The organism is Microbacterium sp. nov. GSS16 (assembly GCF_028198145.1).
GTDB lineage: Bacteria > Actinomycetota > Actinomycetes > Actinomycetales > Microbacteriaceae > Microbacterium.
On sequence record NZ_CP116338.1, the window covers coordinates 1,860,914 to 1,885,955 of the forward strand.

The following is a 25,042-nucleotide window of genomic DNA, read 5'->3' on the forward strand; positions in this document are numbered from 1 at the left end:
GGTCCTGAGGGACCGGGCCGGCCGTTTGGTCGAACCGACTCCTCGTGGCCCTTACTTCTGTTGCCGGTTGGCAGGGGGAGAAAGGGACCGCCCGTACTTTGAGAACTACACAGTGGACGCGAGCATCTTAAAGAAAACCGGGTCAGGCCTTTTCCTGGGTCTGACCTATCTCATGTGATTTCAAGTCTTTAAGAGCAAACGGTGGATGCCTTGGCATCTGGAGCCGAAGAAGGACGTAGCAATCTGCGATAAGCCTCGGGGAACTGATAAGCGAGTTTTGATCCGAGGGTGTCCGAATGGGGAAACCCCGCCAGGCGTTTGTGCGACCTGGTGACTCCCGCCTGAATATATAGGGCGGGTAGAGGGAACGTGGGGAAGTGAAACATCTCAGTACCCACAGGAAGAGAAAACAACAGTGATTCCGTGAGTAGTGGCGAGCGAAAGCGGATGAGGCTAAACCGGGTGTGTGTGATAGCCGGCAGGCGTTGCATGCCCGGGGTTGCGGGACTCTTTTGAACATTCTGCCGAGTGTTCGACGTGATGTGACGATATAGACGAACCGTCTTGAAAGGCGGGCCATAGTGGGTGCCAGCCCCGTAGTCGAAATGTTGTGCGCAGCGTGAAGAGTATCCCAAGTAGCACGGGGCCCGAGAAATCCCGTGTGAATCTGTCAGGACCACCTGATAAGCCTAAATACTCCCAGATGACCGATAGCGGACAAGTACCGTGAGGGAAAGGTGAAAAGTACCCCGGGAGGGGAGTGAAATAGTACCTGAAACCGTTTGCTTACAAACCGTTGGAGCCTCCTTAGCAGGGGTGACAGCGTGCCTTTTGAAGAATGAGCCTGCGAGTTAGTGATATGTGGCGAGGTTAACCCGTGTGGGGTAGCCGTAGCGAAAGCGAGTCTGAATAGGGCGTTTTTAGTCGCATGTTCTAGACCCGAAGCGAAGTGATCTATCCATGGCCAGGTTGAAGCACGTGTAAGAGCGTGTGGAGGACCGAACCCACTTAGGTTGAAAACTGAGGGGATGAGCTGTGGATAGGGGTGAAAGGCCAATCAAACTTCGTGATAGCTGGTTCTCTCCGAAATGCATTTAGGTGCAGCGTTGCGTGTTTCTTGCCGGAGGTAGAGCTACTGGATGGCCGATGGGCCTCACCAGGTTACTGACGTCAGCCAAACTCCGAATGCCGGTAAGTGAGAGCGCAGCAGTGAGACTGTGGGGGATAAGCTTCATAGTCGAGAGGGAAACAACCCAGACCACCATCTAAGGTCCCAAAGCGCGTGCTAAGTGGAAAAGGATGTGGAGTTGCTTAGACAACCAGGAGGTTGGCTTAGAAGCAGCCACCCTTGAAAGAGTGCGTAATAGCTCACTGGTCAAGTGATTCCGCGCCGACAATGTAACGGGGCTCAAGCACGCCACCGAAGTTGTGGCATTGACATTTTTGGTAGGCCTTCGTGGTCCAGCCGTGTTGATGGGTAGGAGAGCGTCGTGTGGCGAGTGAAGCGGCGGTGGAAACCAGCCGTGGACGCCACACGAGTGAGAATGCAGGCATGAGTAGCGAAAGACGTGTGAGAAACACGTCCTCCGGAAGACCAAGGGTTCCAGGGTCAAGCTAATCTTCCCTGGGTAAGTCGGGACCTAAGGCGAGGCCGACAGGCGTAGTCGATGGACAACGGGTTGATATTCCCGTACCGGCGAAGAACCGCCCCAGTCAATCCAGTAATGCTAAGTGTCCAAAGCCGGACATCGAACCCTTCGGGGTTCACCGTCCGGTGGAGCACACGACCCTATGCTGGTGCGGCTAGCGTATTAACAGGTGTGACGCAGGAAGGTAGCCCAAGCCAGGCGATGGTTGTCCTGGTGCAAGTGCGTAGGCCGAGTCATAGGCAAATCCGTGACTCATACAGGCTGAGACACGATGCGGATAAAAAGTGGGTGATCCTATGCTGCCGAGAAAAGCATCGACGCGAGGTTCAAGCCGCCCGTACCCCAAACCGACTCAGGTGGTCAGGTAGAGAATACCAAGGAGATCGAGAGAATCGTGGTTAAGGAACTCGGCAAAATGCCCCCGTAACTTCGGGAGAAGGGGGGCCACCCGCTTATACGGATTCACTCCGAAAAGGGCGTGGTGGCCGCAGAGACTAGTGGGTAGCGACTGTTTACTAAAAACACAGGTCCGTGCGAAGACGCAAGTCGATGTATACGGACTGACGCCTGCCCGGTGCTGGAAGGTTAAGAGGACCGGTTAGCCGCAAGGCGAAGCTGAGAATTTAAGCCCCAGTAAACGGCGGTGGTAACTATAACCATCCTAAGGTAGCGAAATTCCTTGTCGGGTAAGTTCCGACCTGCACGAATGGCGTAACGACTTCCCAACTGTCTCAACCGCGAACTCGGCGAAATTGCACTACGAGTAAAGATGCTCGTTACGCGCAGCAGGACGGAAAGACCCCGTGACCTTTACTACAGCTTGGTATTGGTGTTCGGTGTGGCTTGTGTAGGATAGGTGGGAGACTGTGAAGCCGTGACGCCAGTTACGGTGGAGTCATTGTTGAAATACCACTCTGGTCATATTGGATATCTAACTTCGAACCGTGATCCGGTTCAGGGACAGTGCCTGGTGGGTAGTTTAACTGGGGCGGTTGCCTCCCAAAAAGTAACGGAGGCGCCCAAAGGTTCCCTCAACCTGGTTGGCAATCAGGTGGCGAGTGTAAGTGCACAAGGGAGCTTGACTGTGAGACTGACAGGTCGAGCAGGGACGAAAGTCGGGACTAGTGATCCGGCAGTGGCTTGTGGAAGCGCTGTCGCTCAACGGATAAAAGGTACCTCGGGGATAACAGGCTGATCTTGCCCAAGAGTCCATATCGACGGCATGGTTTGGCACCTCGATGTCGGCTCGTCGCATCCTGGGGCTGGAGTAGGTCCCAAGGGTTGGGCTGTTCGCCCATTAAAGCGGTACGCGAGCTGGGTTTAGAACGTCGTGAGACAGTTCGGTCCCTATCCGCTGCGCGCGTAGGAAGTTTGAGAGGATCTGACCCTAGTACGAGAGGACCGGGTTGGACGAACCTCTGGTGTGCCAGTTGTTCCGCCAGGAGCACCGCTGGTTAGCTACGTTCGGGATGGATAACCGCTGAAAGCATCTAAGCGGGAAGCCGGCCTCAAGATGAGACTTCCATACCCCTCGGGGTGAGAGGCTCCCAGCCAGACGACTGGGTTGATAGGCCAGATGTGGAAGCACGGCAACGTGTGCAGCTGACTGGTACTAATAAGCCGATGACTTGATAACACCTCTTTCTGCGAGATGAACGCGTCCACTTTGTGGTTCTCGACGTACGGTCGGAACCAAACAACACACTCCACGCGAGTGATGTTGCCGATGAACATGTCAATAGTGTTACGGCGGCCATAGCGTGAGGGAAACGCCCGGTCACATTCCGAACCCGGAAGCTAAGCCTCACAGCGCCGATGGTACTGCAGGGGGGACCCTGTGGGAGAGTAGGACACCGCCGGACTTCTCTTAAGTAAAATGGCCACCCAGAGCTGGGTGGCCATTTTGCGTTTTGCAGCAGAACAGGGAGTCAGAATGTCAGATGAGCAGCGGGATCGCCGTAACGAGGGCGAAGACGCGCAGAACAGACGTTCCGGCTCCGACCGCAAGCCTCGCTACAGCGACTCCTCGTCTCGAGGACCGCGCCGCGATGGTGAGCGCCGTCCGTACGGCGACCGCAGCCAGTCGAGTGAGCGTCCCCCGTATCGTGACCGTGACCAGGGTGAGCGCCGTCCCTATGGTGACCGCAACCGGTCGGGTGAGCGTCGCCCGTATGGTGACCGTAACCAGTCCGGGGAGCGTCGCCCGTATGGCGACCGTAGCCAGTCCGGGGAGCGTCGTCCGTATGGTGACCGTGACCAGGGTGAGCGTCGTCCCTACGGCGATCGCAACCAGGGTGAGCGTCGTCCCTACGGCGATGGCAACCAGTCCGGGGAGCGTCGTCCCTACGGTGACCGGAACCAGTCCGGCGAACGTCGTTCGTACGGTGACCGGAACCAGTCGGGTGAGCGCCGTCCGTACGGCGACCGGAACCAGTCGGGTGAGCGTCGTCCCTATGGTGACCGGAACCAGGGTGAGCGTCGTCCGTATGGTGACCGGAACCAGGGTGAGCGTCGTCCGTACGGTGACCGGAACCAGTCGGGTGAGCGTCGTTCGTATGGTGACCGGAACCAGGGTGAGCGTCGTCCGTACGGCGACCGGAACCAGTCGGGTGAGCGTCGCCAGTATGGTGACCGGAACCAGGGTGAGCGTCGCCCGTATGGTGACCGGAACCAGTCCGGTGAGCGTCGCCCGTATGGTGACCGCAATCAGTCCGGTGAGCGTCGCCAGTATGGTGACCGGAACCAGGGTGAGCGTCGTCCGTACGGTGACCGGAACCAGTCGGGTGAGCGTCGTCCCTATGGTGACCGGAACCAGGGTGAGCGTCGTCCGTACGGCGACCGGAACCAGTCGGGTGAGCGTCGCCCGTACGGTGACCGGAACCAGGGTGAGCGTCGCCCCTACGGTGACCGCCCGCGGCAGGACCGCGATCAGGGCGAGCGCGCGTCCTACCGCGACCGTCCCCGTGGTGGCGTCGACCGACCTGTCAACGAGTACGCCCCGGTTCGCGAGCGCGTTCCCGAGCCTCCGCTGCCCGACGAGATCACCGCGCGCGACCTGCATCCTGCTGCGCGCAACGAGCTGAAGACCCTCAGCAAAGAGAACGCCGAGCAGGTCGCACGACACCTTGCAATGGTCGCGCAGCTGATCGACGACGACCCCGCCCGTGCGCACGAGCACGCCCTGGCCGCATCGCGCCGTGCCGGGCGCGTCGCCGTCGTGCGCGAGACCCTCGCGATCACCGCCTACGGCATCGGTGACTTCGCCCTCGCGCTGCGGGAGCTGCGCACATACCGTCGCATCTCCGGAAACGACGATCAGATCGCCCTCATCGTCGACAGCGAGCGCGGTGTCGGCCGGCCGGATCGCGCACTCGAGGAGGGACGGGCGGTCGATCGTGCCGCCCTTGCTCCCGCCGTGCGCGTGGCTCTGGCCATCGCGATGTCAGGCGCCCGCCTCGATCGCGGAGAGACCGAACTCGCGCTCGGAGAACTCGAGATACCCGAGCTCGACCCCGACCGCGCTTTCGAGTGGAGTCCCGCTCTCTTCTCGGCCCGGGCAGCCGTGCTCGAAGACCTCGGTCGCACCGAAGAGGCGACCTTCTGGACGCAGCGCGCTGAAGTGGCCGCCTCCGCCCTCGGGCACGACGGCGAGTTCGACGAGATCATCGTCGAAGACGGCATGATCGAGGCCTTCGACGACAACGACGGTGCGCATACCGCCGATGACTCCGCCGACGCCGCCGAGCCGCAGCCTGCGTCGGAGGCGGATGCGGATGCGGATGCGGATGCAGATGTCGCCGAGCCGCAGCTCCTGGCGGATGCGGATACTTCGGATGCGGATGCTCCGAACGCAGCCGTTCCGAACGCCGCCGTCCTTGACGCTTCGGACGCCCCCGGTGGGGATGACACATCCCCCGACGAGGCCTCCTCCGCGTCCGACGTCGCGGAGTCCGATCGCTGATGGCCCTGTTCCGCCGCGCCAAGACGGCCGCCAAGCCGGCCGCCACCCCGCTCGCCGGCCGCGACGCGATCCTCGCCGATCTCGACGGGGTCGTCTACGCCGGGCCGAACGCGCTGCCGCATGCGATCGACAGCCTGAACAGGGCTGCGCAGACCGCTCGTCTCGGGTACATCACCAACAACGCGGCGCGTACCGACGCGTCGGTCGCCGAGCATCTCACCGGTCTCGGATTGACCGTCGCGGCCGACGACGTGGTCACCAGCCCGCAGGCCGCGATGCGACTGCTCGCGACGATGGTCCCGGCCCCGGCCACGATCCTGATCGTCGGAGGAGAAGGGCTCGTCGTCGAGGCCGAGAAGGCCGGGTACACCGTCACTCGCAGCGCGGAGGATGCGCCCGCCGCCGTCGTGCAGGGCTTCAGCCCGGACGTCGCGTGGACCGACCTGGCCGAAGCCGCGTTCGCTCTCAAGGTGCCGGAAGATGAGGGCGGAATCCCGTGGATATCCACCAACACCGACTGGACCATCCCGCGCGAGCGGGGCGTGGCGCCCGGCAACGGCACGCTTGTGTCTGCGGTGCACACCGCGATCGGCCGGCTGTCGACAGTGGCGGGCAAGCCCGAGACGCCCATCTTCGAAGAGGCCATCGCGCGCTTCGACGCCCAGCGTCCGCTCTTCCTCGGCGATCGCCTAGACACCGACATCATGGGGGCGGTGCGGGCGGGCATTGACTCGGCGCTGGTGCTCACCGGCATCGACCGGCCCAAGCACGTGCTCGCCGCCCCGCAGGGTTCTCAGCCCGACTACATCCTCGCCGATCTGCGCGACCTGCACGAGCCGTACCCCGAGACGACCGCAAAAGACGGTGTCTTCACTGTGAACGGCGCATCGGTGCGCATCGTGAACGGCGATGTGCAGATCCTGTCGGAGGGCTCGGCGCAGATCGACCTGTTGCGCGCTGGAGCCGCTGCGATCTGGGCCACGGGCCTGGCGATCTACGCCTTCCGGGTGCCCGAGAAGCTGTACGCCGATCCTTTCCACAGGCCCTGAGAGTCGCGGCTGCCGCACCGGTGGCCCGGGCTACAGTTGACGGATGGAGCACACGCGAGACGAGCCGACCGATGCGCTCTGGAGCAGACTGCGCCTGATCGAAAGTCAGCCGCTCGCCGACCGGGCCGAGGCCTACGGCGCGATGCACGACGAGCTGATGAAGCGTCTCGAGAGCACCCCGCGCACCGGCGACTCGGCGCACAGCACCCGATGACCCGCCTCGACGCCGCCCTCGCCGCCCGGGGCCTCGCGCGTTCGCGCACCCATGCGGCATCGCTCATCGCCGACGGACTGGTGAGCGTCGACGGCCGCACGATCATCAAGGCCTCCACCTCTGTCGCCGATGAGGCCGACCTGCAGGTCGACGGCGGCGACCACTACGTCAGCCGGGCCGCACACAAGCTGATCGCCGCGCTCGACGGATTCCAGATCCGCGTCGAGGGGCGCCTGGCGCTCGACATGGGTGCCTCGACCGGGGGGTTCACGCAGGTGCTGCGCGAGCGCGGTGCACGCCGCGTGCTCGCCGTCGACGTCGGCCACGGTCAGCTCGCGCCGCAGATCGCCGCCGACCCGGGTGTCACGAGCGTCGAGGGATTCAACGTCCGCCACATGACCGCCCGATCGCTCGCAGACGCCACCGGCGAGCCGCAGCGACCGGATCTCGCCGTCGGCGATCTATCGTTCATCTCTCTGGATCTCGTGCTGCCGGCGATCGCCGAGACGATTGCGCCCGCGGCCGACGTCGTTCTGCTCGTCAAACCGCAGTTCGAGGTGGGCCGCACCGCTGTGAAGGGCGGGCTCGTGACCAGCGTCGACGCCAGACTCGATGCCGTCGAGCGCACCCTGTGGAGCGCCCACGACGCGGGGCTCGGGATGCTCGGCATCCTGCCCTCGCCGATCCTCGGCACCCACGGCAACGCCGAGTATCTCGCGCACCTCGCGCCCGGTCGCGGAACGGATCCGTCAGAATGGTCGGAGCAGATCGCACACGTGGCAGGAGGACGATGAACGCGCGCCCCATCCTGGTCGTCGCCCACGCCAAACGGGAGGACACGGTCGTCGCGGCGCTGCGCGTCGTCGAGGCGCTGCGAGGCGCCGGCGCGACCCCCGTGCTGCCGGCCGACGAGCACCACGAGTTCGTCGCACTCGACCAGCGCTTCGCCGACGTCGCGCTGCTGGGGGCGGATGTCTCGGCCGACGACCTCGAGCTGGCCATCGTCCTCGGCGGCGACGGCACCATCCTGCGTGCGGCCGAGCTCGTCCGCGGGTCAGGCGCGCCGGTTCTGGGCATCAACATGGGCCACGTCGGATTCCTCGCCGAGATCGATCGCGACGACATGGACGACGCTGTGGCCCGCGTGATCGAGCGCGACTACGACGTCGAAGAGCGCCTCGCGCTCTCGGTGCGTGTGAAGGATGCCCACGGCACCGTCGTGTACGAGACGTGGGCGCTCAACGAGGCGACAGTCGAGAAGGCCAGCCGTGAGCGCATGATCGAGGTCGTCATCGAGATCGACGGTCGTCCGCTGTCGAGCTTTGGCTGCGACGGCATGGTCGTCTCGACGCCGACGGGGTCGACGGCATACAACTTCTCCGCCGGCGGACCGGTCATCTGGCCGACGGTCGAGGCCATCGCGGTGGTGCCGCTCTCGGCGCACGCGCTCTTCGCCAAGCCTCTGGTGGTGGGCCCCGAGGCATCGGTCGCCATCGAGATGCTCGAGCGCACCGACGGCAGCGGCATCCTCTGGTGCGACGGTCGCCGCTCGCACGAGCTGCCCCCGGGGGCGAGGGTGGTCGTTCGCCGCTCGTCGCGCCCGGTGCGGCTCGCCCGCCTGCATCCGACCGCCTTCACCGACCGCCTGGTGCGCAAGTTCCAGCTCCCGGTCGCAGGATGGCGAGGCGCGTCATGATCGATGAGATGCGCATCCGCGGTCTCGGCGTGATCGACGACGCCGTGCTGCCGCTCGGCGCGGGCTTCACCGCGGTGACCGGCGAGACCGGCGCGGGCAAGACCATGGTCGTCACCGGGCTCGGTCTGCTGCTGGGGGCACGAGCCGATTCCTCGGCGATCCGTGCCGGTGCGGCGCAGGCATCCGTCGCGGGCGTCTGGATGGTTCCCCCGACAGGACCCGTCGCCGACATCGTCACCGACGCCGGGGGAGACCTGGAACCCGCCGGCGACGTGGCAGAGCTCTACGTGTCGCGCACGCTCAGCGCCGAGGGACGCAGCCGCGCCAGCGTCGGCGGACGCCCGGCGCCGGCCGGTGTGCTGTCGTCGCTCGCCGAGGAGCTCGTGGTGGTGCACGGGCAGTCCGATCAGCTGCGTCTGCGCTCGGCCGCCGCCCAGCGGGACGCGCTCGACCGCTTCGGCGGCGAGCGGATCGCCGCCGCCCTGGCGGGGTATCGCGAGTGCTTCACCCGGTGGCGTGAGCTGGATGCCGAGATCACCGAGCTCACCGAGAACCGCGACCGGCGCGCCGCCGAGGCCGCGCTGCTGCGCGACCAGCTCGCCGAGATCGAGCAGCTCGACCCGCAGCCGGGCGAAGACGTCGAGCTGAACGAGCGCGCAGAGCGTCTCGCGAACGCCGAGGAGCTGCGCCTGTCGGCATCCGTCGCCCGCTCGGCGCTGTCGAGTGAGGAGGGCGACCCCGACGTCGCGGCCCTGCTCGCCGAGGCCCGCCGCTCACTCGAGCGCAGCGCCGATCCGAAGCTCACCGAGATCTCCGAGACGCTCGCCGACCTCGGCTATCGCGCGGCCGATCTCGCGCAGCAGCTCTCGGGGTATCTCGCCGACCTCGACGAGTCGGGGCCGCACGAGCTCGCCGCCGTCGAGGAGCGCCGCGCGGCCCTCGGCGGACTGATCCGTCAGCACGGCTCGCTCGACGACGCCCTGCAGATCTGGCAGACCGGATCGCTGCGTCTTGCCGAGCTCGACGACGACGGCGACCGCATCGAGCGTCTGACAGCCGAGGCCGACAGCGCCCGCGACGCCCTCGACGCTGCGGCCGCAGCCCTCACCGAGGTGCGCACGGCAGCGGCGGTGCGGCTCTCCGCCGCCGTGACCGATGAGCTGCACGCCCTCGCGATGCCGGATGCCACCCTCGAGGTGCGCGTCTCACCCGGCGCCGAGTCCGCGCACGGGCGCGACGACGTCGCCATCCTGCTCGCACCGCACCCCGGCGCGGAGCCGCGGTCGGTGTCGAAGGGCGCCTCGGGCGGTGAGCTCTCGCGGGTGATGCTCGCGATCGAGGTCGTCATCGCCGAGACCGATCCGGTGCCGACCTTCGTCTTCGACGAGGTGGACGCCGGGATCGGCGGTGCGGCGGCCATCGAGGTCGGCCGCAGGCTCGCGCAGCTCGCCCGGAACTCCCAGGTCATCGCCGTCACGCACCTTGCGCAGGTGGCGGCCTTCGCGAACAACCACCTCTCGGTGGTCAAGTCGAACGACGGCGCCGTGACCGCGTCGAGCGTCACCAGGCTCGAGGGCGCCGAACGCGAGGCCGAGATGGCCCGGCTGCTCTCCGGACTCGCCGATTCCGACGCCGCTCTCACCCATGCCCGCGAACTGCTGAGCCTCGGCGCCGGCGATCAACTGATAGGATAAAAGCCCGTGATGAACTCTTCTGTTGCGGCGCCAGACAACGACACCAGCTCCTTCACCACGAAGCACATCTTCGTGACGGGCGGTGTCGTTTCCTCGTTGGGCAAGGGGCTCACCGCGGCCAGCCTGGGCAACCTGCTCACCGCGCGCGGACTGCGCGTCGTGATGCAGAAGCTCGACCCGTACCTCAATGTCGACCCGGGCACCATGAACCCGTTCGAGCACGGCGAGGTCTTCGTCACCGACGACGGCGCCGAGACCGACCTCGACATCGGACACTACGAGCGCTTCCTCGGCATCAACCTGTCCCGCGCGGCGAACGTCACCACCGGGCAGGTCTACTCCGAGGTGATCGCGAACGAGCGCCGCGGCGACTACCTGGGCGCGACCGTGCAGGTCATCCCGCACATCACCGACGAGATCAAGCGCCGTATGCGCCTGCAGGCCACCGAGGAGCCGCAGCCCGACATCATCATCACCGAGGTCGGCGGCACGGTCGGCGACATCGAGTCGCAGCCCTTCCTCGAGGCGGCTCGCCAGCTGCGTCACGAGCTCGGACGCGACGCCGTCTTCTTCGTGCACGTCTCGCTGGTGCCGTTCATGGGCGCCTCGGGAGAGCAGAAGACCAAGCCCACCCAGCACTCCGTCGCAGCCCTGCGTCAGGTCGGCATCCAGCCCGATGCGCTCGTGCTGCGCAGCGACCGTCCGGTCAGCGCCGGCAACCGCAACAAGATCGCCCTGATGTGCGACGTCGACGTCGAGGGCGTGGTCAACACCGTCGACCTGCCGAGCATCTACGACATCCCGTCGACCCTGAACGACCAGGGCCTGGACGCCTACATCATCCGCAGGCTCGGTCTCGACCGTGCGGGCGAGGTCGACTGGACCCGCTGGAACACCGTGCTGCACGCCGTGCACAACCCGAAGCACGAGGTCACGATCGGCCTCGTCGGCAAGTACATCGACCTGCCCGACGCCTACCTGTCGGTCACCGAGGCGCTCAAGGCCGGCGGCTTCGCGCAGGAGACCAAGGTCAACATCCGCTGGATCGCCTCCGACACCTGTGAGACGCCGGAGGGGGCTGCCAAGGCGCTCGGCGACCTCGACGGCATCTGCGTGCCCGGCGGCTTCGGCATCCGCGGCATCGAGGGCAAGCTCGGCGCGCTGAAGTTCGCGCGTGAGCAGGGCATCCCCACCCTCGGCCTGTGCCTCGGGCTGCAGTGCATGGTGATCGAGTACGCGCGAGACGTCGCCGGGATCGAGGGGGCCTCGTCGACCGAGTTCGATCCCGACACCGCCGAGCCGGTCATCGCGACCATGGCCGAGCAGATCGAGATCCTCGAGGGGGGCGATCTGGGCGGCACCATGCGCCTCGGCCTGTATGAGGCGGCCCTCGCCGAGGGCTCGCTCGCCCGCGACCTGTACGGCGCGCCGACCGCCTCCGAGCGGCACCGTCACCGCTACGAAGTGAACAACGCCTACCGGCCGCGTCTCGCCGACGCCGGGCTGGTGTTCTCGGGTCTGAACCCCGACCTCGACCTTGTCGAGTACGTCGAGCTGCCCCGCGACGTGCACCCGTTCTACATCGCCACCCAGGCGCACCCCGAGCTCAGCTCGCGTCCGACGGCACCGCACCCGCTGTTCCGCGGTCTGGTCGGCGCGGCCATCGAGCGCCACCGCGCCAGCGAGCTGTTCACCGAGGACGCCTGATCCCCGTGCCCCTGGAAGACGAGCCGTTCGAGCCCGAGGTCATCTCCAGCGACCTGGCCTTCCATGGTGCCGTCTGGGACGTGCGCGACGACCGGGTGCGCTACGGCGACGGCGAGATCCGCCGGCAGTACGTCGCGCACACCGGCGCCGTGGCGGTCGTCGCACTCGACGAGCAGGAGCGGGTGTTGCTGATCCAGCAGTACCGGCACCCGATCCGCCACCGCGACTGGGAACTGCCCGCGGGCCTGCTCGACGTCGCCGGCGAGGAGCCGGCGCACGCCGCCAGGCGCGAACTCGCCGAGGAGGCGGACATCGTCGCCGAGCATTGGGAGCACCTCGTATCGGCGTGGACGACCCCCGGCGGCAACGACGAGATGATCCACGTGTACCTGGCGACCGGGCTGTCGGACGCCGACGCCCATGACCGCCAGGACGAGGAGGCCGACATCCGCGTGGAGTGGGTGCCGCTGGCCGATGCGGCGGACGGCGTGATGGCCGGGCGGCTGCACAACGGCATCCTGAGCATCGGCGTGCTCGCCGCCGAGCGGCGCCTGCGCGCGCAGCGACGCGACGAGCGCTGAGGTGCGGCTCGACCGGGCGCTGGACGCGTACGTGCGTCACGTCACGATCGAGCGCGGGCTCTCCGCGCACACCGTCGCCGCCTACCAGCGCGACCTGGCCGGATACGTCGCGTGGCTGGGGGAGCAGGGCATCGTGACGACGGACGCGATCGACCCTCGCACCGTGACGGCGTTCATCGCCGATCGTGCGAGCGCCGACCCGCCACCGGCGGCGACGAGCCTTGCGCGGCTGCAGTCGGCCGTTCGCGGATGGCACCGCTTCCTCGTCAGGGAGGGGATCGAGAGCGCCGACCCGACCGGTCGGCTGCGGCCGCCGAAGACGCCGCAGCGCCTGCCCAAGGCACTCACCATCGAGCAGGTCGAGCGACTGCTCGCGGCCCCGTCGGCGGACGAGCCGATCGGGATGCGCGATCGCGCGCTGCTCGAACTGCTGTACGCGACGGGGGCCCGGGTCTCGGAAGCCGTCTCGCTCGACGTCGACGACCTGGCCTACGGTGACGTGCTGCGCCTGCGCGGCAAGGGCGACAAGGAGCGCATCGTGCCCGTGGGGTCGTTTGCGCGGGACGCCGTCGACGCCTACTTGACGCGCGTGCGTCCTGGACTTGCGGCCAGGGGCCGCGCGACCGCTCGGCTGTTCCTCGGAGCGCGAGGGGCGCCGCTGTCGCGGCAGAGCGTGTGGCTGGTCATCCGCGCCGCCGCCGAGCGCGCCCAGATCGACGCCGACGTGTCTCCGCACACCCTGCGGCACAGTTTCGCGACGCATTTGCTGCAGGGCGGCGCCGATGTGCGCGTCGTGCAGGAGCTGCTCGGCCACGCGTCGGTGGCGACCACTCAGATCTACACGCACGTGTCGGTGGATGCCCTGCGCGACGTCTATGCGACGTCCCACCCCCGGGCGCGCTGAGCGCGGCGGATCCGGGCTGGAGCGCGCGCCGCGTGCCGCCCGGTGCCGTGCGGCGGCCTGCGGCTAGAATCGAGCGAGCACGAAGGAGAAGGATGGCGGACAAGGTGACGAAGAGCAGGTCGAAGGCGACGAAGGGTGACGACACCCCCATCGGCCCGACCGGTCGTCCCTATCAGGGGTTCCCCACGCCCGCGCCGCTCGCCTCGCACGGCCCGGCGCGCATCATCGCGCTGTGCAACCAGAAGGGCGGAGTCGGCAAGACGACGACCTCCATCAACCTCGCCGCATCTCTCGCCGAGTACGGCCGGCGTGTGCTCGCCGTGGACTTCGACCCGCAGGGCGCGCTGTCGGCGGGCCTGGGCATCCAGACCCACGACGTGCCCACCGTGTACGACCTGCTGCTGGACACCAAGCGCGACCCGCGCGAGGCGATCGTGCAGTCGTCGGTCCCCAACCTCGACGTCCTGCCGGCGAACATCGACCTCTCGGCAGCCGAGGTGCACCTCGTCAACGAGGTGGCCCGCGAGACGATCCTCTCCCGGGTGCTGCGGCACGTGTCGGGCGAGTACGACGTCATCCTCATCGACTGCCAGCCGTCGCTCGGCCTGCTCACGGTGAACGCGCTGACGGCGGCGCACGGCGTGCTCATCCCTCTGGAATGCGAGTTCTTCGCCCTGCGCGGTGTGGCGCTGCTGATCGAGACCATCGACAAGGTGCGCGACCGGCTCAACCCCGCCATCGAGCTCGACGGCCTGCTCGCCACCATGTACGACCCGCGCACGCTGCATTCGCGCGAGGTGCTGGAGCGCGTCGTGGAGGCCTTCGGTGACGACGTCCTCGAAACCGTGATCGGTCGCACCGTGAAGTTCCCCGACGCGTCTGTGTCGGGCGTTCCCATCACCGAGTTCGCGCCCGAGCACGCCGCAGCACAGGCGTACCTGCGACTGGCGCGGGAGCTGGTCGCCCGTGGCGCCGTCGCCTGAGTCGGTCGAGCGCGCTTCGACAGGCTCAGCGCCCCAGCCAGACGAGCCCGGCCGCCGCGCCGAGCCGCCTGACGCGTTCCGGGTCTCCCTGTCGAATTTCGACGGACCGTTCGACCTGCTGCTCACCCTCATCTCCAAGCACGAGCTCGACATCACCGAGGTCTCGCTGAGCCGGGTCACCGATGAGTTCATCTCGTACCTGAAAGAGCTCGACGGCGACGCCGAGCTCGACCAGGCGTCGGAATTCCTCGTCGTGGCGGCCACCCTGCTCGACATGAAGATCGCGGGACTCCTGCCGCAGGGCGAGCTGGTGGATGCCGAATCCGTCGCCCTGCTCGAGGCGCGCGACCTGCTGTTCGCGCGGCTGCTGCAGTACCGCGCGTTCAAGGAGGTCTCGGCGTGGTTCGCGCGGTGCCTGCAGCGGGAGGAGCGCCGGCATGTGCGCGCCGTGCCGCTCGACGAGAAGCACCGAAGTCGGACGCCCGAGCTGGTGTGGACGCTGACGCCCGCCGACTTCGCCGCGCTCGCGCTGATGGCGCTCACGCCGAAGGAGCTGCCGAGCGTCGGACTCGATCACCTGCACGCGCCGCTGGTGAGCATCCGCGAGCAGGCCGCGATCGTCGTGACGCTGCTGCGCAGCACCGAATCGCTGACCTTCCGCGAGCTCGTCGCGGGAATCAGCGAGCCGGGCATCGTGGTGGCGCGCTTCATCTCGGTGCTCGAGCTGTATCGCCACGCCGCGCTGTCGTTCGAGCAGCTCGAGCCGCTCGGCGAGCTGACCCTGCGCTGGTCGGCCGAGAGCTGGTCGGACGAGCAGCTGGCCACGTTGGGAGCAGACTATGACCGATGAGATTGATGCCCGCACAGCGGCGCGGCCTGCTGACACGGACACCGCCGACGCAGACGCCGCCGCTGCCATCGCCGACGCGGACATCGCCGACGCGGACATCGCCGACGCGGACATCTCCGACGCGGACACCGCCGACGCAGACACCGCCGACGCCGCCGGCGCCGCCGCGACAGCCGTGTCGCCGCTGGCCGAGCGCGTCGAGGCGATTCTGCTGATCGTCGACGAGCCGATCGGTGTCGTCGCCCTGGCCGCCGCCGTGCACGCGCCCGTTCCGGCGGTACGGCAGGTGCTCGGGCAGCTGGCGGACGACTATGACGGGCGCGGCACCGGGCCGCGCCGCGGCTTCGAGCTGCGCGAGGTCGGGGGTGGCTGGCGGCTGTACGTGCGCGATGACCACGACGACCTCGTCGCGGACTTCATCGGCGGGCAGGCGCCGGCCCGGCTCTCCCAGGCCGCGCTCGAGACCCTCGCCGTCATCGCGTACAAGCAGCCCGTGACGCGCGGCCAGGTGGCATCCATCCGCGCCGTCAACGTCGACTCGGTCGTGCGCACCCTGCTCGCGCGCGGGCTCATCACCGAGCTGTTCGCCGACTCCGAGACCGGCGCGATCAACTACGGCACCACCGACCAGCTGCTGCAGCACCTCGGCATCAACTCGATCGACGATCTGCCGCCCATCTCGCCGCTGCTCGACGACGGCGCCGACGGATTCGAAGAGGGAATCATCCGATGAGCACAGACCGGCCCCCCATGGACCAGCCCGAGGGCATCCGGCTGCAGAAGGCGCTCGCGAACGCCGGGGTGGCGTCGCGCCGCGTCATCGAGCAGTACATCGTCGAGGGGCGCATCCGCGTCAACGGCAGGACGATCACCGAGCTCGGCACCCGCATCGACCCCGAGACCGACCTCATCGACGTCGACGGCACCGCGGTGCAGCTCGACGTCTCGAAGCGCTACGTGATGCTGAACAAGCCCACCGGCGTGGTCAGCACCATGAAGGACGAGAACGGTCGTCCCGACCTCCGCCGCTTCACCAAGGACTGGCCCGAGCGGCTGTACAACGTCGGTCGGCTGGATGCCGAGACCAGCGGCCTGCTCATCCTCACCAACGACGGCGATCTCGCGCACGTGCTCGCGCATCCGTCGTTCGGCGTCACCAAGGTGTACATCGCCAAGGTGTCCGGCTCCGTCACCGCGCAGACGATCGCTCAGCTGACACGCGGCGTCGACCTGGAGGACGGACCGATCAAGGCCGATAAGGCCCGGCTCCTCGACACTTCCCGCGGGTCGAGCCTGGTCGAGCTCACCCTGCACTCTGGGCGCAACCGGATCGTCCGTCGCATGATGGCGGCGGTCGGGCATCCGGTCGACGAGCTGGTGCGCCGCCAGTTCGGGCCGCTGCACCTGGGAACCCTCCCGGTCGGCAAGGCGCGCGAGCTGACTAAAATCGAACGAGGCGCACTGCTGACTCTGTCGCGCCAGGATTCCCCGGCGCCCGCTGCCTCCGAGCAGCGCCCCGCCGACGACAGCCCTCAGGAGAACGAGTGACCGATTCGCACGGAGCGCGTGCGGCCCAGAACGCCGCACGGCTCTCGGGCACGGTGCGTGTCGTGGGGGCAGGACTCCTCGGCTCGAGCATCGGGCACGCCCTCAGCGCCAAGGGCGTCGATGTCGTGCTCGCCGACGCGTCGCCGTCGCAGCTTCGGCTCGCCATCGACTATGGCGCCGGCCGGCCCGCGCGTGACGATGACGCACCACGCCTGATCGTCGTCGCCGTCCCGCCGGATGTCACCGCCGACGTCATCGAGGCCGAGCTGACCGCGTATCCGGATGCCGTGGTCACCGACGTCGCGAGCGTCAAGCTCGAGCCGTTCGACGAGCTGCGCCGCCGCGGCGTCGATCTGACCCGCTACATCGGCTCGCACCCGCTCGCCGGGCGCGAGCGCGGGGGAGCGATCTCGGCGCGCGCCGACCTGTTCATCGGGCGCCCCTGGGTGGTCTGCCGCGACGAGCAGACACGGGCCGCAGACCTCGCGCTGGTCGAGGCGCTGGCGCTCGACGTCGGCGCGATGCCGCTCGAGATGACCCCCGACGAGCACGACCGCGCCGTCGCGCTCACCTCGCATGTGCCGCAGGTCGTCGCGAGCCTGCTCGCCGGTCGTCTGGCGCAGGCCGACGAGGGGTCGCTGCGTCTCGCCGGCCAGGGGGTGCGCGACACCACCCGCATCGCCGCGTCGGCGCCCGAGCTGTGGGTACAGATCCTCGGTGCGAACGCCGCGCCGGTCGTCGAGCTGCTCGATGCTCTGGCCGTCGACCTCAGCGATGTCGCCGAGGCCCTGCGCGAACCCCAGGCGCCCGGTGCGCGCCGGACGGTGGCGGATGCCATTCGCCAGGGCAACGAGGGCGTGGAGCGCCTGCCGGGCAAGCACGGCCAGAACCGCCGGTTCGAGACGATGGTCGTCATGGTCGACGACACCCCCGGTCAGCTGGGTCGCCTGTTCGGCGAACTGGGCGAGCTGGGTGTGAACGTGGAGGATCTGCGTCTGGAGCACTCGCCCGGCGCCCAGTTCGGTCTCGCCGAGATCAGCGTCGCGCCAGCAGCGCTGCGCGGTGCGATCGAAGGACTGGAAGAGCGCGGCTGGCGGATTGCGGGGAACACCAATGACTGATGCTTCGAAGTTCATCGCGATCGACGGACCGGCCGGCTCCGGCAAGTCCAGCGTCTCGAAGGAGATCGCGCGTCGCGAGGGCTATGGCTACCTCGACACCGGTGCCGCATACCGCGCGCTGGCCTGGCACGTGCTCGACCGTGGCGACGACACGGCCGATGCCGACGCGGTCCGCGCGGCGGCATCCGACTTCCCCTTCTCGCAGGGACTCGACCCCGACGACCGGATCGTGCGCGTCGGTGACGCCGACGTGACCGCGGCCATCCGCGAGCCACGGGTGTCGAGCGCGGTCAGCGGGGTCGCCCGGGTGCCCGAGATCCGGGTGCAGGTGAACGAGATGTTCCGCCGCATCGTCGCCGAGTCCGACTACCCGGCCGTGATCGTCGAAGGACGAGACATCACCACCGTCGTGGCGCCGGACGCGCCCGTGCGGATTCTGCTCACCGCCGCGCCGGAGGTGCGCGCCGCCCGGCGCGCCGGCGAGCTCGCGGGCGAGAACGCCGCCGCTGTCGCGGACGCGCTGCACAAGCGCGACGCATCCGACAGCGCCGTCGTCGACTTCCTCAACGCCGCAGAGGGCGTTGACGTGGTCGACTCCACCGAACTTGATTTCGCGCAGACCATCGACGCCGTGCTCGCGGTGATCGCCCAGCGGCGCGACGCTGACAGAGGAGCTTGAACATGGCCGATGAAGAGTACACCGGCGCCCCCGACGATCTCGCCGAGAAGATGGCCTCGCTCGACGAGGACTTCGCCGAGCAGCGCGCCACCGCGATGCGCGCATCGCTCAGCGACTACGAGCTGGAAGAAGACGACGCCGCGCTGCTGGAGGGCATCGCCCTCGGCGAGGACGGCATCGAGTACTCGCCCGCCCTGCCCGTGGTGGCGATCGTGGGCCGCCCGAACGTCGGCAAGTCGGCGCTGGTGAATCGCATCCTCGGCCGCCGTGAAGCGGTCGTCGAAGACACCCCCGGTGTTACGCGTGACCGCGTGACGTACAAGGCCGAGTGGAGCGATCGTCGATTCTCGCTCGTCGACACCGGTGGCTGGGAGCCGGATGCCAAGGGCATCGACCGCTCGGTCGCAGCGCAGGCCGAGGTCGCGATCGACCTCGCCGACATGGTGCTGTTCGTCGTCGACGCGAAGGTGGGCGCCACCTCGACAGACGAGCACGTCGTGAAGCTGCTGCGCAAGAGCGGCAAGCCGGTGTTCCTCGTCGCGAACAAGATCGACGACGCGCGCCAGGAGCCGGAGGCGGCGCCGCTGTGGAACCTGGGTCTCGGCGAGCCGCATCCCGTCTCGGCCATCCACGGCCGCGGCGTGGCCGACCTGCTCGACCTCGTCATCGCGAAGCTGCCCGAGGTGTCGGCCGTCGCGAAGGCGGAGATCGGCGGTCCGCGCCGCGTCGCGATCATCGGCCGCCCGAACGTGGGCAAGTCGTCGCTGCTGAACAAGGCAGCCGGCGAGGAGCGCGTGGTCGTGAACGACCTGGCCGGCACCACCCGCGACCCGGTCGACGAGATCGTCGAGCTGGGCGGCAAGATGTGGCGTCTGGTCGACACCGCGGGCATCCGCCGCCGTGTGCACCTGCAGCAGGGGGCTGACTTCTACGCGTCGCTGCGCACCTCGGCCGCGCTCGAGAAGGCCGAGGTCGCCGTCGTCGTGCTCGACGTGTCGCAGCCGATCAGCGTGCAGGACCTGAACATCATCGACATGGTGCTCGAGTCGGGGCGCGCGCTCGTGCTCGCGTTCAACAAGTGGGATCGTCTGTCGGACGACGACATGGAGAACAGCGACCGTCGCCGCTACCTCGAGCGCGAGATCGAGCAGGACCTCGCGCACGTGGCCTGGGCGCCGCGCGTGAACATCTCGGCGAAGACCGGGCGGCACCTCGACAAGCTCGTGCCCGCCCTCGAGCAGGCGCTCGAGAACTGGGACCGGCGCATCCCGACCGGCAAGTTCAACGCGTTCATCACCGAGCTCGTCGCCGCGCACCCGCACCCGCTGCGCGGAGGCAAGCAGCCGCGCATCCTGTTCGGCACCCAGGCGTCGACGCGCCCGCCGACGTTCGTGCTCTTCACGACCGGGTTCCTCGACCCCGGCTACCGCCGCTTCGTGCAGCGGCGTCTGCGCGAGCTGTACGAGTTCGAGGGCACGCCGATCGTCATCAACATGCGCGTGCGGGAGCGTCGCCAGCGCTGACAGTTGGCTTCCCCAGCATCCCGAGCGGGATAATGGCGTCGGATGCCGCAACACCGCGGCATCCGACGCACCGCCCACGAGGCCCGCACGATTCGAGGATGCAATGTCGCACACCCTGCCCCTGCCCGATTTCACCCACGAGCGTGTGGAGGTGATCACCGGTCAGCGCAGCGGGCTGTTCATCGCCGTGGCGCTGCATTCGTCGGTGCTCGGCTCTGCCCTCGGCGGCGCGCGCCTGTGGACCTACCCGCACTGGAGCGACGCTCTCGGCGACGCGCTGCGGCTCTCGGCGGCGATGACGCTGAAGAACGCAGCCGCAGGGCTGGATGCCGGCGGCGGCAAGTCGGTGATCGGGCTTGCACCCGGCGAGAATCTCGACGCCGATCGCAGGCGTGACGCGTTCCTCGACCTCGGCGACGCCGTCGAGTTGATGGGCGGCCTGTACCGCACGGCGGAGGATGTCGGCTCGACCACCGACGACATGCTCACGGTCAGCGAGCGCACGCAGCACGTGGTCGGACTGCCGTCGACCGTGGGCGGCTCGGGCGAGCCGGCCGGCCCCACCAGCCTCGGCGTGTACGCGTCCCTGCAGGCCGTGCTCGAGCGGGTCACCGGCTCGGCGGAGGCCGCGGGCCGTCGCATCACGATCTCGGGTCTCGGACAGGTCGGTGGTCGACTGGCCTCCCGTCTCGCCGAGCAGGGAGCGCAGCTGACGGTGACCGACATCAACCCCGCCCGCCGGGCTTTCGCCGAGGAGATCGGGGCCACCTGGGTCGAGCCCGGCACCGAGCATCTGATCGCCGGCGACGTGTTCGTGCCGGCTGGCATCGGCGGAGTGCTCACCGACGAGGTCATCGACGCCCTCGAGGTGAAGGCCGTGTGCGGTCCCGCGAACAACCCGCTCGCCGATCGATCGGGTGCCGACCGTCTCGCGCAGCGCGGTGTGCTGTACGCGCCGGACTTCGTGGTGAACGCCGGTGGCGTCATCTACCTCGACCTCGAGGCGAAGCGCATCGGGTCGAGCGAGGAGATCATGCAGCGCGTGGCTGGGATCGGCGGCACCGTTCGCCGGATCCTCGACGACGCCGAGACCCGGGGCGTGACGCCGCTGCTCGCCGCCGAGGAGCTCGCCGCGTCACGGCTGCGGGCAGGGGCCGCGGTCGCCGCACGCTGATCTTCTCGGCGTCCGTCGCGCCTGTGGGCGTCGCGGCATGAAAGGCTGGGGGAGTGACGATCGTTCCCCCGGGCCCCGATGAGCCGCGTCGCCCGCACGGGCCGCAGGACCCGGGAGACGCGTGGGTCGTCGCGGAGACGGGTGAGAAGTACTGGGGGCGCTACGGCGCGGCCGGGGTTCTCGCCGTCGACTCGTCGCGTGGCGTGCTGCTGCAGCATCGAGTCGGTTGGAGTCACTTCGGCGGCACCTGGGGGATCCCCGGTGGGGCGCTGCACCGGGACGAGACGGCGCTCGACGGTGCTCTGCGCGAAGCGCAGGAAGAGGCCGGCATCCCCGACGGCGCGTTGCACGCCCGGTTCGCGCGGGTGCTCGACCTGCGGATCTGGTCGTACACCACGGTCGTCGCCGATGTGCTCGCCCCGTTCGATCCGGTGATCAGCGATCCCGAGAGCCTCGCCCTGGAATGGGTTGCGATCGACGAGGTCGATCAGCGGCCGCTGCACCCGGGTTTCGCCGCGTCGTGGCCGCTGCTGCGCTCGCTGCTGACCGTGCACCCGGCGATCGTGGTCGACGCGGCGAACGTCGTCGGCTCGGTGCCGGACGGCTGGTGGAAGGACCGCGCGGGTGCCGCCTCGCGGCTGCACGCCCGGCTGTCGGCCTGGGTCGCCGCCGGGGTGGAGGCCGATGACCTGAGCCTCGAAGCCGATCGCTGGTTCCCCCCGGTGTCGATGGTCGTGGAGGGAGCCGCCCGCGACATCCCGGATGCCCGCCACCAGACGCACGGCGCCCGCGTCGCCATCGTCCGCGCCGAGGGGGCCGGGGACGATGCGATCGTCGCAGAAGCCCGCCGCCTCGGCGTCGACGGGGCCGAGGTGATCGCGGTGACCAGCGACCGAGGACTCGCCGCGCGGCTCGACGATGTCGGCGCGCGGGTCGAGCCGGCCGGCTGGCTGCTGCGCCAGATGGATGCCCGCCCCTGACCCGACGGCAGCTGGTCAGAACGGCGGCTGCTGCGCCAGATGGATGCTCGCGGCTGACCCTACGGCAGCTGGTCAGAACGGAGGCTGCTCCGGTGGATCGCCCGAGTCGAGCCAGTCCGGCGGACCCGGTGGCTCGACCGAGGACACGAACATCACCCGACGGTTCGGCCTGTCGCGATAGCGCCGCCCGTTCGGGCTGACCCATTCGACCGAGCGGTCGGGAAGCTGGCGGGCGTACCACCGATGGCTATCGGGGATGTCGGGGTGCTTGAGCGGGTGATGTCTGGCGCAGAAGTGCGCGAGGTTGTCGATGTGGGTCTTTCCGCCCAGCGCCCAGTCCTCATTGTGATCGATCTCGCACCGGTGGATCGGAGCACGGCATCCGGGGAATCGGCAGTGCTGATCCCGGGCCCGCAGGAACCGGCGCATCTGCTCGGTGGGCGTGTAGGTGTCGGTCTCGACGACCATGCCGGCGGGGTCGAGGAACAGCCTCGTCCAGCCCGTGCGGAGACCGGAGAGCGAGCGGGCGACGGCCGGATCCAGCGGCCCGCGTCCGTCCAGTTCGGCGGGGAGGTCGTCCTCTCCGACGAGGGTCGTGGCGGCGACCGTCACCTGGATGGTGGCGTGGATGTTCTCCAGCCCCGTTCCGTGTGCCTCGGTGGGGATCGACGCGAGCAGCAGGTCGGTGAACAGGTCGGTGCGCAGCTGATCCATCGTCCTCGTGTCGGCGGGGACGTGGGTGATGCAGGGGCTGTCATCGCGGAACTTCGGGTCGAGAGGCGGCTCGAACGGGTCGGCCGTGAAGGTGTGCGATCCGAAGATCGCGCTCTCCATCAGATCGCCGTCGGCATGCGGCGTGCGGTCGTCCAGCGGCAGCAGGGTCTCGGGGTCGAGCCCGACGTCCTCCGGCTCCGACGGGCCGAGGTCTGGACCGCGGTCTTCAGGGTGCTTCTGCATGTGCCGGGCCATCTTGGTGAGCCGGTCGACGATGGCGACTCCCAGATGCTCCGGAAGCACCGCCTGAAGCAGCACGAGCCCGTCGCCGATCGAGCGCACCGTGACCGTGCGCTCGGCCGCAGCGCGCTCATGCTGCTCGACGACCGTCGACCCGGCCAGCGCTGCGGCGATGCGACGCGCCTGTGCCCGGGTGCGCGCCGCGGTGTCGTTCTCGGCTGTCTCGAGGGCCGCAGCCTCGTAGAGCAGCAGGGTGCCGGCCTCGACCGCGCCCGTCTCGATCGCCTCGCGCACCGGCCGGGCTTCGCGCAGGATCTCGCGCACGTGGTGAGGGGTGATGCGCCCTGCGGCGAACGATGCACGCACCGTCTCGAACTCCGTCGCCAGCAGATGAGCGTCGGTGAACGCGAACGTCATCGATCCCTGCGCGACACGGCCCGCTGCGGCGTATTCGGCCATCATCGACCGCTCGATGGCATCCCGGTGCTGCGGTGCGGCCGACACCTCGTCCTGCCACAGCTCCCACCGACGAGCGAGCAGGTCCGACGCCTCGGCCTGCAGCGCCGCGATCTCACGCTGCTTCGCCGCCCACTCGTCGAGCAGCGCGATGCGCCGTTCGATGAGAGCCTGCATCTCGTCCGCCATGTGTTCAGAGTAGAACATACGTACGACATTCAGGCGGTGTCCGGTCCGTCTGTGGATAACTCGGCGAGTCAGCCGTCTTGCGGATCGCGACCGCGCAGCCGGTCGATCTCACGGCGCTCGCGCTTGGTCGGCCGGCCCGCTCCGCGATCGCGCACGGCGAGCATGGCCGACGGCTCACGCGGGGGAGTGCGGTCTTCGTACGCCGTCACCGCGACCGGGGCGCCGACGCGCTTCGACAGGGTCTGCTTGACGATGAGGATGCGGTCGAATCCCGACATCCGCACTCTCACCTCGTCGCCGGGCTTGACGGTCTGCGCGGCCTTGGTGCGCTCGCCGCCGATCCGCACGTGCCCGGCACGGCACGCGGTGGTGGCGGCGGCGCGGGTCTTGTAGATGCGGATCGCCCACAGCCAGCTGTCGACGCGCACGGGCTTCATGGCATCCATCATCCGTCCTTCTCCGAGCGCAGGGCGCGGATCACACCGGCGATGATCAGCCCCTGCCCGAGGGTGTAGGTGAGCATCACGGCGGGGCTGGTCCAGGCCGGCATCGCGTCGGGGAGGAAGAGGCGGAAGGCGAGGATCGAATCGCTGGCGAGGAAGAACGCGCCACCTGTGGCGATGACCGCGTTGCCGCGGGCGGAGGTCGCGGCCGTGCCGGCGAGCACCAGGCCGTACGCCGCCACGGCGAAGAACAGGTTGCCGACGTGCGGACCGACGACGGCCAGCATCCCGATCCACCAGGCGGCGTAGAGCAGCGTCCACCGCGGCAGTCGGCGGATCGAGGCGAATCGCAGGAAGACGACGATGTAGACGACGTGCGCGAGGCCGAAGAAGAGCAGCATGAGCGGCAGCTCGGGGCCGCCGGGGAAGAACGCGCCGGCCCCATCGCCGAGCCACGAGAGCAGCAGCGCGGTCAGCAGAAGCGCGACGGTGACGCGCGGACGCAGCCGCGGGGCTGCGGCGGCCACGGGCAGCGCGAGCAGCGGCATGAGGGTCAGCTTCGTCGGCGCCGCGAGCGGGCTCTGGGCCGACAGTGCGATGACGTGGATGACCGCCAGAACGACGTACGGCGTCCAGACGGCGATGTCGAGCGGACGGATGCTGCGGGGCATCCACCCATCGTATTCA

General features: G+C 68.3%; 22 protein-coding genes and 2 rRNA genes. 20 read left to right on the forward strand and 4 right to left on the reverse strand.

The window, feature by feature from the left end:
- Positions 1-178 precede the first annotated feature (178 nt).
- Positions 179-3,285 (forward strand): 23S ribosomal RNA (locus PGB26_RS08855).
- A gap of 109 nt (positions 3,286-3,394) precedes the next feature.
- Positions 3,395-3,511, forward strand: a 5S ribosomal RNA gene (gene rrf, locus PGB26_RS08860).
- A 74-nt stretch (positions 3,512-3,585) separates the two neighbouring features.
- Here the strand turns inward: rrf and PGB26_RS08865 are convergent.
- Positions 3,586-4,827, reverse strand: a complete 1,242-nt coding sequence (locus PGB26_RS08865) for a hypothetical protein (protein ID WP_271637273.1) — start codon at positions 4,825-4,827, stop codon at positions 3,586-3,588.
- On the opposite strand from PGB26_RS08865, the gene PGB26_RS08870 reads away from it, so the two are divergent.
- The 18 genes from PGB26_RS08870 to PGB26_RS08955 all read left to right on the forward strand — a co-directional run bounded on the left by PGB26_RS08870 (position 4,780) and on the right by PGB26_RS08955 (position 22,313).
- A complete protein-coding gene (locus tag PGB26_RS08870; protein WP_271637274.1) occupies positions 4,780-5,610 on the forward strand; it encodes a hypothetical protein in 831 nt (276 codons plus the stop codon). The two genes, PGB26_RS08865 and PGB26_RS08870, sit on opposite strands and share 48 nt — an antisense overlap.
- The gene (locus tag PGB26_RS08875; RefSeq protein ID WP_271637275.1) at positions 5,610-6,659 is read left to right on the forward strand and encodes an HAD-IIA family hydrolase; all 1,050 of its coding nucleotides are present in this window, start codon (positions 5,610-5,612) and stop codon (positions 6,657-6,659) included. Before PGB26_RS08870 ends, PGB26_RS08875 begins: the two co-directional genes overlap by 1 nt.
- 43 nt (positions 6,660-6,702) lie before the next feature.
- Positions 6,703-6,873: a hypothetical protein gene (locus PGB26_RS08880; protein ID WP_271637276.1), complete on the forward strand. Its 171-nt coding sequence runs from the start codon at positions 6,703-6,705 to the stop codon at positions 6,871-6,873.
- Positions 6,870-7,667 carry a TlyA family RNA methyltransferase gene (locus PGB26_RS08885; RefSeq protein WP_271637277.1) on the forward strand — a complete coding sequence of 266 codons (798 nt, stop codon included), beginning with the start codon at positions 6,870-6,872 and terminating at the stop codon, positions 7,665-7,667. Before PGB26_RS08880 ends, PGB26_RS08885 begins: the two co-directional genes overlap by 4 nt.
- Positions 7,664-8,569: an NAD kinase gene (locus PGB26_RS08890; protein WP_271637278.1), complete on the forward strand. Its 906-nt coding sequence runs from the start codon at positions 7,664-7,666 to the stop codon at positions 8,567-8,569. The genes PGB26_RS08885 and PGB26_RS08890 overlap by 4 nt, the downstream gene beginning before the upstream one ends.
- Entirely contained in the window at positions 8,566-10,263 is a 1,698-nt protein-coding gene (gene recN / locus PGB26_RS08895; RefSeq protein ID WP_271637279.1) for a DNA repair protein RecN, read from the forward strand. The genes PGB26_RS08890 and recN overlap by 4 nt, the downstream gene beginning before the upstream one ends.
- Before the next feature lie 9 nt (positions 10,264-10,272).
- Positions 10,273-11,970: a CTP synthase gene (locus PGB26_RS08900; RefSeq protein WP_271639627.1), complete on the forward strand. Its 1,698-nt coding sequence runs from the start codon at positions 10,273-10,275 to the stop codon at positions 11,968-11,970.
- Positions 11,971-11,975: 5 nt separating this feature from the next.
- Positions 11,976-12,551, forward strand: a complete 576-nt coding sequence (locus PGB26_RS08905) for an NUDIX domain-containing protein (RefSeq protein ID WP_271637280.1) — start codon at positions 11,976-11,978, stop codon at positions 12,549-12,551.
- A gap of 1 nt (position 12,552) precedes the next feature.
- Positions 12,553-13,455: a site-specific tyrosine recombinase XerD gene (gene xerD / locus PGB26_RS08910; protein WP_271637281.1), complete on the forward strand. Its 903-nt coding sequence runs from the start codon at positions 12,553-12,555 to the stop codon at positions 13,453-13,455.
- A gap of 92 nt (positions 13,456-13,547) precedes the next feature.
- Positions 13,548-14,438: a ParA family protein gene (locus PGB26_RS08915; protein ID WP_271637282.1), complete on the forward strand. Its 891-nt coding sequence runs from the start codon at positions 13,548-13,550 to the stop codon at positions 14,436-14,438.
- Positions 14,422-15,288, forward strand: a complete 867-nt coding sequence (locus PGB26_RS08920) for a segregation and condensation protein A (RefSeq protein WP_442922979.1) — start codon at positions 14,422-14,424, stop codon at positions 15,286-15,288. Before PGB26_RS08915 ends, PGB26_RS08920 begins: the two co-directional genes overlap by 17 nt.
- The gene (scpB, locus tag PGB26_RS08925; RefSeq protein ID WP_442922980.1) at positions 15,278-16,021 is read left to right on the forward strand and encodes an SMC-Scp complex subunit ScpB; all 744 of its coding nucleotides are present in this window, start codon (positions 15,278-15,280) and stop codon (positions 16,019-16,021) included. The genes PGB26_RS08920 and scpB overlap by 11 nt, the downstream gene beginning before the upstream one ends.
- Complete coding sequence (locus PGB26_RS08930; protein WP_271637283.1) at positions 16,018-16,836, forward strand: pseudouridine synthase; 819 nt, start codon at positions 16,018-16,020, stop codon at positions 16,834-16,836. Before scpB ends, PGB26_RS08930 begins: the two co-directional genes overlap by 4 nt.
- Positions 16,833-17,957: a prephenate dehydrogenase gene (locus PGB26_RS08935; protein ID WP_271637284.1), complete on the forward strand. Its 1,125-nt coding sequence runs from the start codon at positions 16,833-16,835 to the stop codon at positions 17,955-17,957. The genes PGB26_RS08930 and PGB26_RS08935 overlap by 4 nt, the downstream gene beginning before the upstream one ends.
- Positions 17,950-18,636, forward strand: coding sequence for a (d)CMP kinase (cmk, locus tag PGB26_RS08940; RefSeq protein ID WP_271637285.1), 687 nt, complete (start codon positions 17,950-17,952; stop codon positions 18,634-18,636). The genes PGB26_RS08935 and cmk overlap by 8 nt, the downstream gene beginning before the upstream one ends.
- A 2-nt stretch (positions 18,637-18,638) precedes the next feature.
- Positions 18,639-20,159: a ribosome biogenesis GTPase Der gene (der, locus tag PGB26_RS08945; protein ID WP_271637286.1), complete on the forward strand. Its 1,521-nt coding sequence runs from the start codon at positions 18,639-18,641 to the stop codon at positions 20,157-20,159.
- Between the two features lie 103 nt (positions 20,160-20,262).
- Positions 20,263-21,333 (forward strand): Glu/Leu/Phe/Val dehydrogenase family protein, encoded by a 1,071-nt coding sequence (locus PGB26_RS08950; protein WP_271637287.1) that lies wholly within the window; start codon positions 20,263-20,265, stop codon positions 21,331-21,333.
- 53 nt (positions 21,334-21,386) lie between these two features.
- A complete protein-coding gene (locus tag PGB26_RS08955) occupies positions 21,387-22,313 on the forward strand; it encodes an NUDIX hydrolase (protein ID WP_271637288.1) in 927 nt (308 codons plus the stop codon).
- A gap of 72 nt (positions 22,314-22,385) precedes the next feature.
- Here PGB26_RS08955 and PGB26_RS08960 read toward each other — a convergent pair whose 3' ends face one another.
- From PGB26_RS08960 to PGB26_RS08970, 3 genes are all read right to left on the reverse strand, one after another.
- A complete protein-coding gene (locus PGB26_RS08960) occupies positions 22,386-23,912 on the reverse strand; it encodes an HNH endonuclease signature motif containing protein (protein WP_271637289.1) in 1,527 nt (508 codons plus the stop codon).
- A 68-nt stretch (positions 23,913-23,980) separates the two neighbouring features.
- Positions 23,981-24,361, reverse strand: coding sequence for an RNA-binding S4 domain-containing protein (locus PGB26_RS08965; protein WP_271637290.1), 381 nt, complete (start codon positions 24,359-24,361; stop codon positions 23,981-23,983).
- Positions 24,358-25,026 carry a lysoplasmalogenase family protein gene (locus PGB26_RS08970; protein WP_271637291.1) on the reverse strand — a complete coding sequence of 223 codons (669 nt, stop codon included), beginning with the start codon at positions 25,024-25,026 and terminating at the stop codon, positions 24,358-24,360. Before PGB26_RS08970 ends, PGB26_RS08965 begins: the two co-directional genes overlap by 4 nt.
- Between the last annotated feature and the right edge of the window lie 16 nt (positions 25,027-25,042).

Bases quoted from the DNA above. Each gene is read 5' to 3' on its own strand.
- PGB26_RS08870 (WP_271637274.1), top strand. From the start codon at position 4,780: ATGGTCGCGCAGCTGATCGACGACGACCCCGCCCGTGCGCACGAGCAC.
- PGB26_RS08875 (WP_271637275.1), top strand. From the start codon at position 5,610: ATGGCCCTGTTCCGCCGCGCCAAGACGGCCGCCAAGCCGGCCGCCACC.
- PGB26_RS08880 (WP_271637276.1), top strand. From the start codon at position 6,703: ATGGAGCACACGCGAGACGAGCCGACCGATGCGCTCTGGAGCAGACTG.
- PGB26_RS08885 (WP_271637277.1), top strand. From the start codon at position 6,870: ATGACCCGCCTCGACGCCGCCCTCGCCGCCCGGGGCCTCGCGCGTTCG.
- PGB26_RS08890 (WP_271637278.1), top strand. From the start codon at position 7,664: ATGAACGCGCGCCCCATCCTGGTCGTCGCCCACGCCAAACGGGAGGAC.
- recN (WP_271637279.1), top strand. From the start codon at position 8,566: ATGATCGATGAGATGCGCATCCGCGGTCTCGGCGTGATCGACGACGCC.
- PGB26_RS08900 (WP_271639627.1), top strand. From the start codon at position 10,273: ATGAACTCTTCTGTTGCGGCGCCAGACAACGACACCAGCTCCTTCACC.
- PGB26_RS08915 (WP_271637282.1), top strand. From the start codon at position 13,548: ATGGCGGACAAGGTGACGAAGAGCAGGTCGAAGGCGACGAAGGGTGAC.
- scpB (WP_442922980.1), top strand. From the start codon at position 15,278: ATGACCGATGAGATTGATGCCCGCACAGCGGCGCGGCCTGCTGACACG.
- PGB26_RS08930 (WP_271637283.1), top strand. From the start codon at position 16,018: ATGAGCACAGACCGGCCCCCCATGGACCAGCCCGAGGGCATCCGGCTG.
- cmk (WP_271637285.1), top strand. From the start codon at position 17,950: ATGACTGATGCTTCGAAGTTCATCGCGATCGACGGACCGGCCGGCTCC.
- der (WP_271637286.1), top strand. From the start codon at position 18,639: ATGGCCGATGAAGAGTACACCGGCGCCCCCGACGATCTCGCCGAGAAG.
- PGB26_RS08950 (WP_271637287.1), top strand. From the start codon at position 20,263: ATGTCGCACACCCTGCCCCTGCCCGATTTCACCCACGAGCGTGTGGAG.
- PGB26_RS08960 (WP_271637289.1), bottom strand. From the start codon at position 23,912: ATGGCGGACGAGATGCAGGCTCTCATCGAACGGCGCATCGCGCTGCTC.
- PGB26_RS08965 (WP_271637290.1), bottom strand. From the start codon at position 24,361: ATGATGGATGCCATGAAGCCCGTGCGCGTCGACAGCTGGCTGTGGGCG.
- PGB26_RS08970 (WP_271637291.1), bottom strand. From the start codon at position 25,026: ATGCCCCGCAGCATCCGTCCGCTCGACATCGCCGTCTGGACGCCGTAC.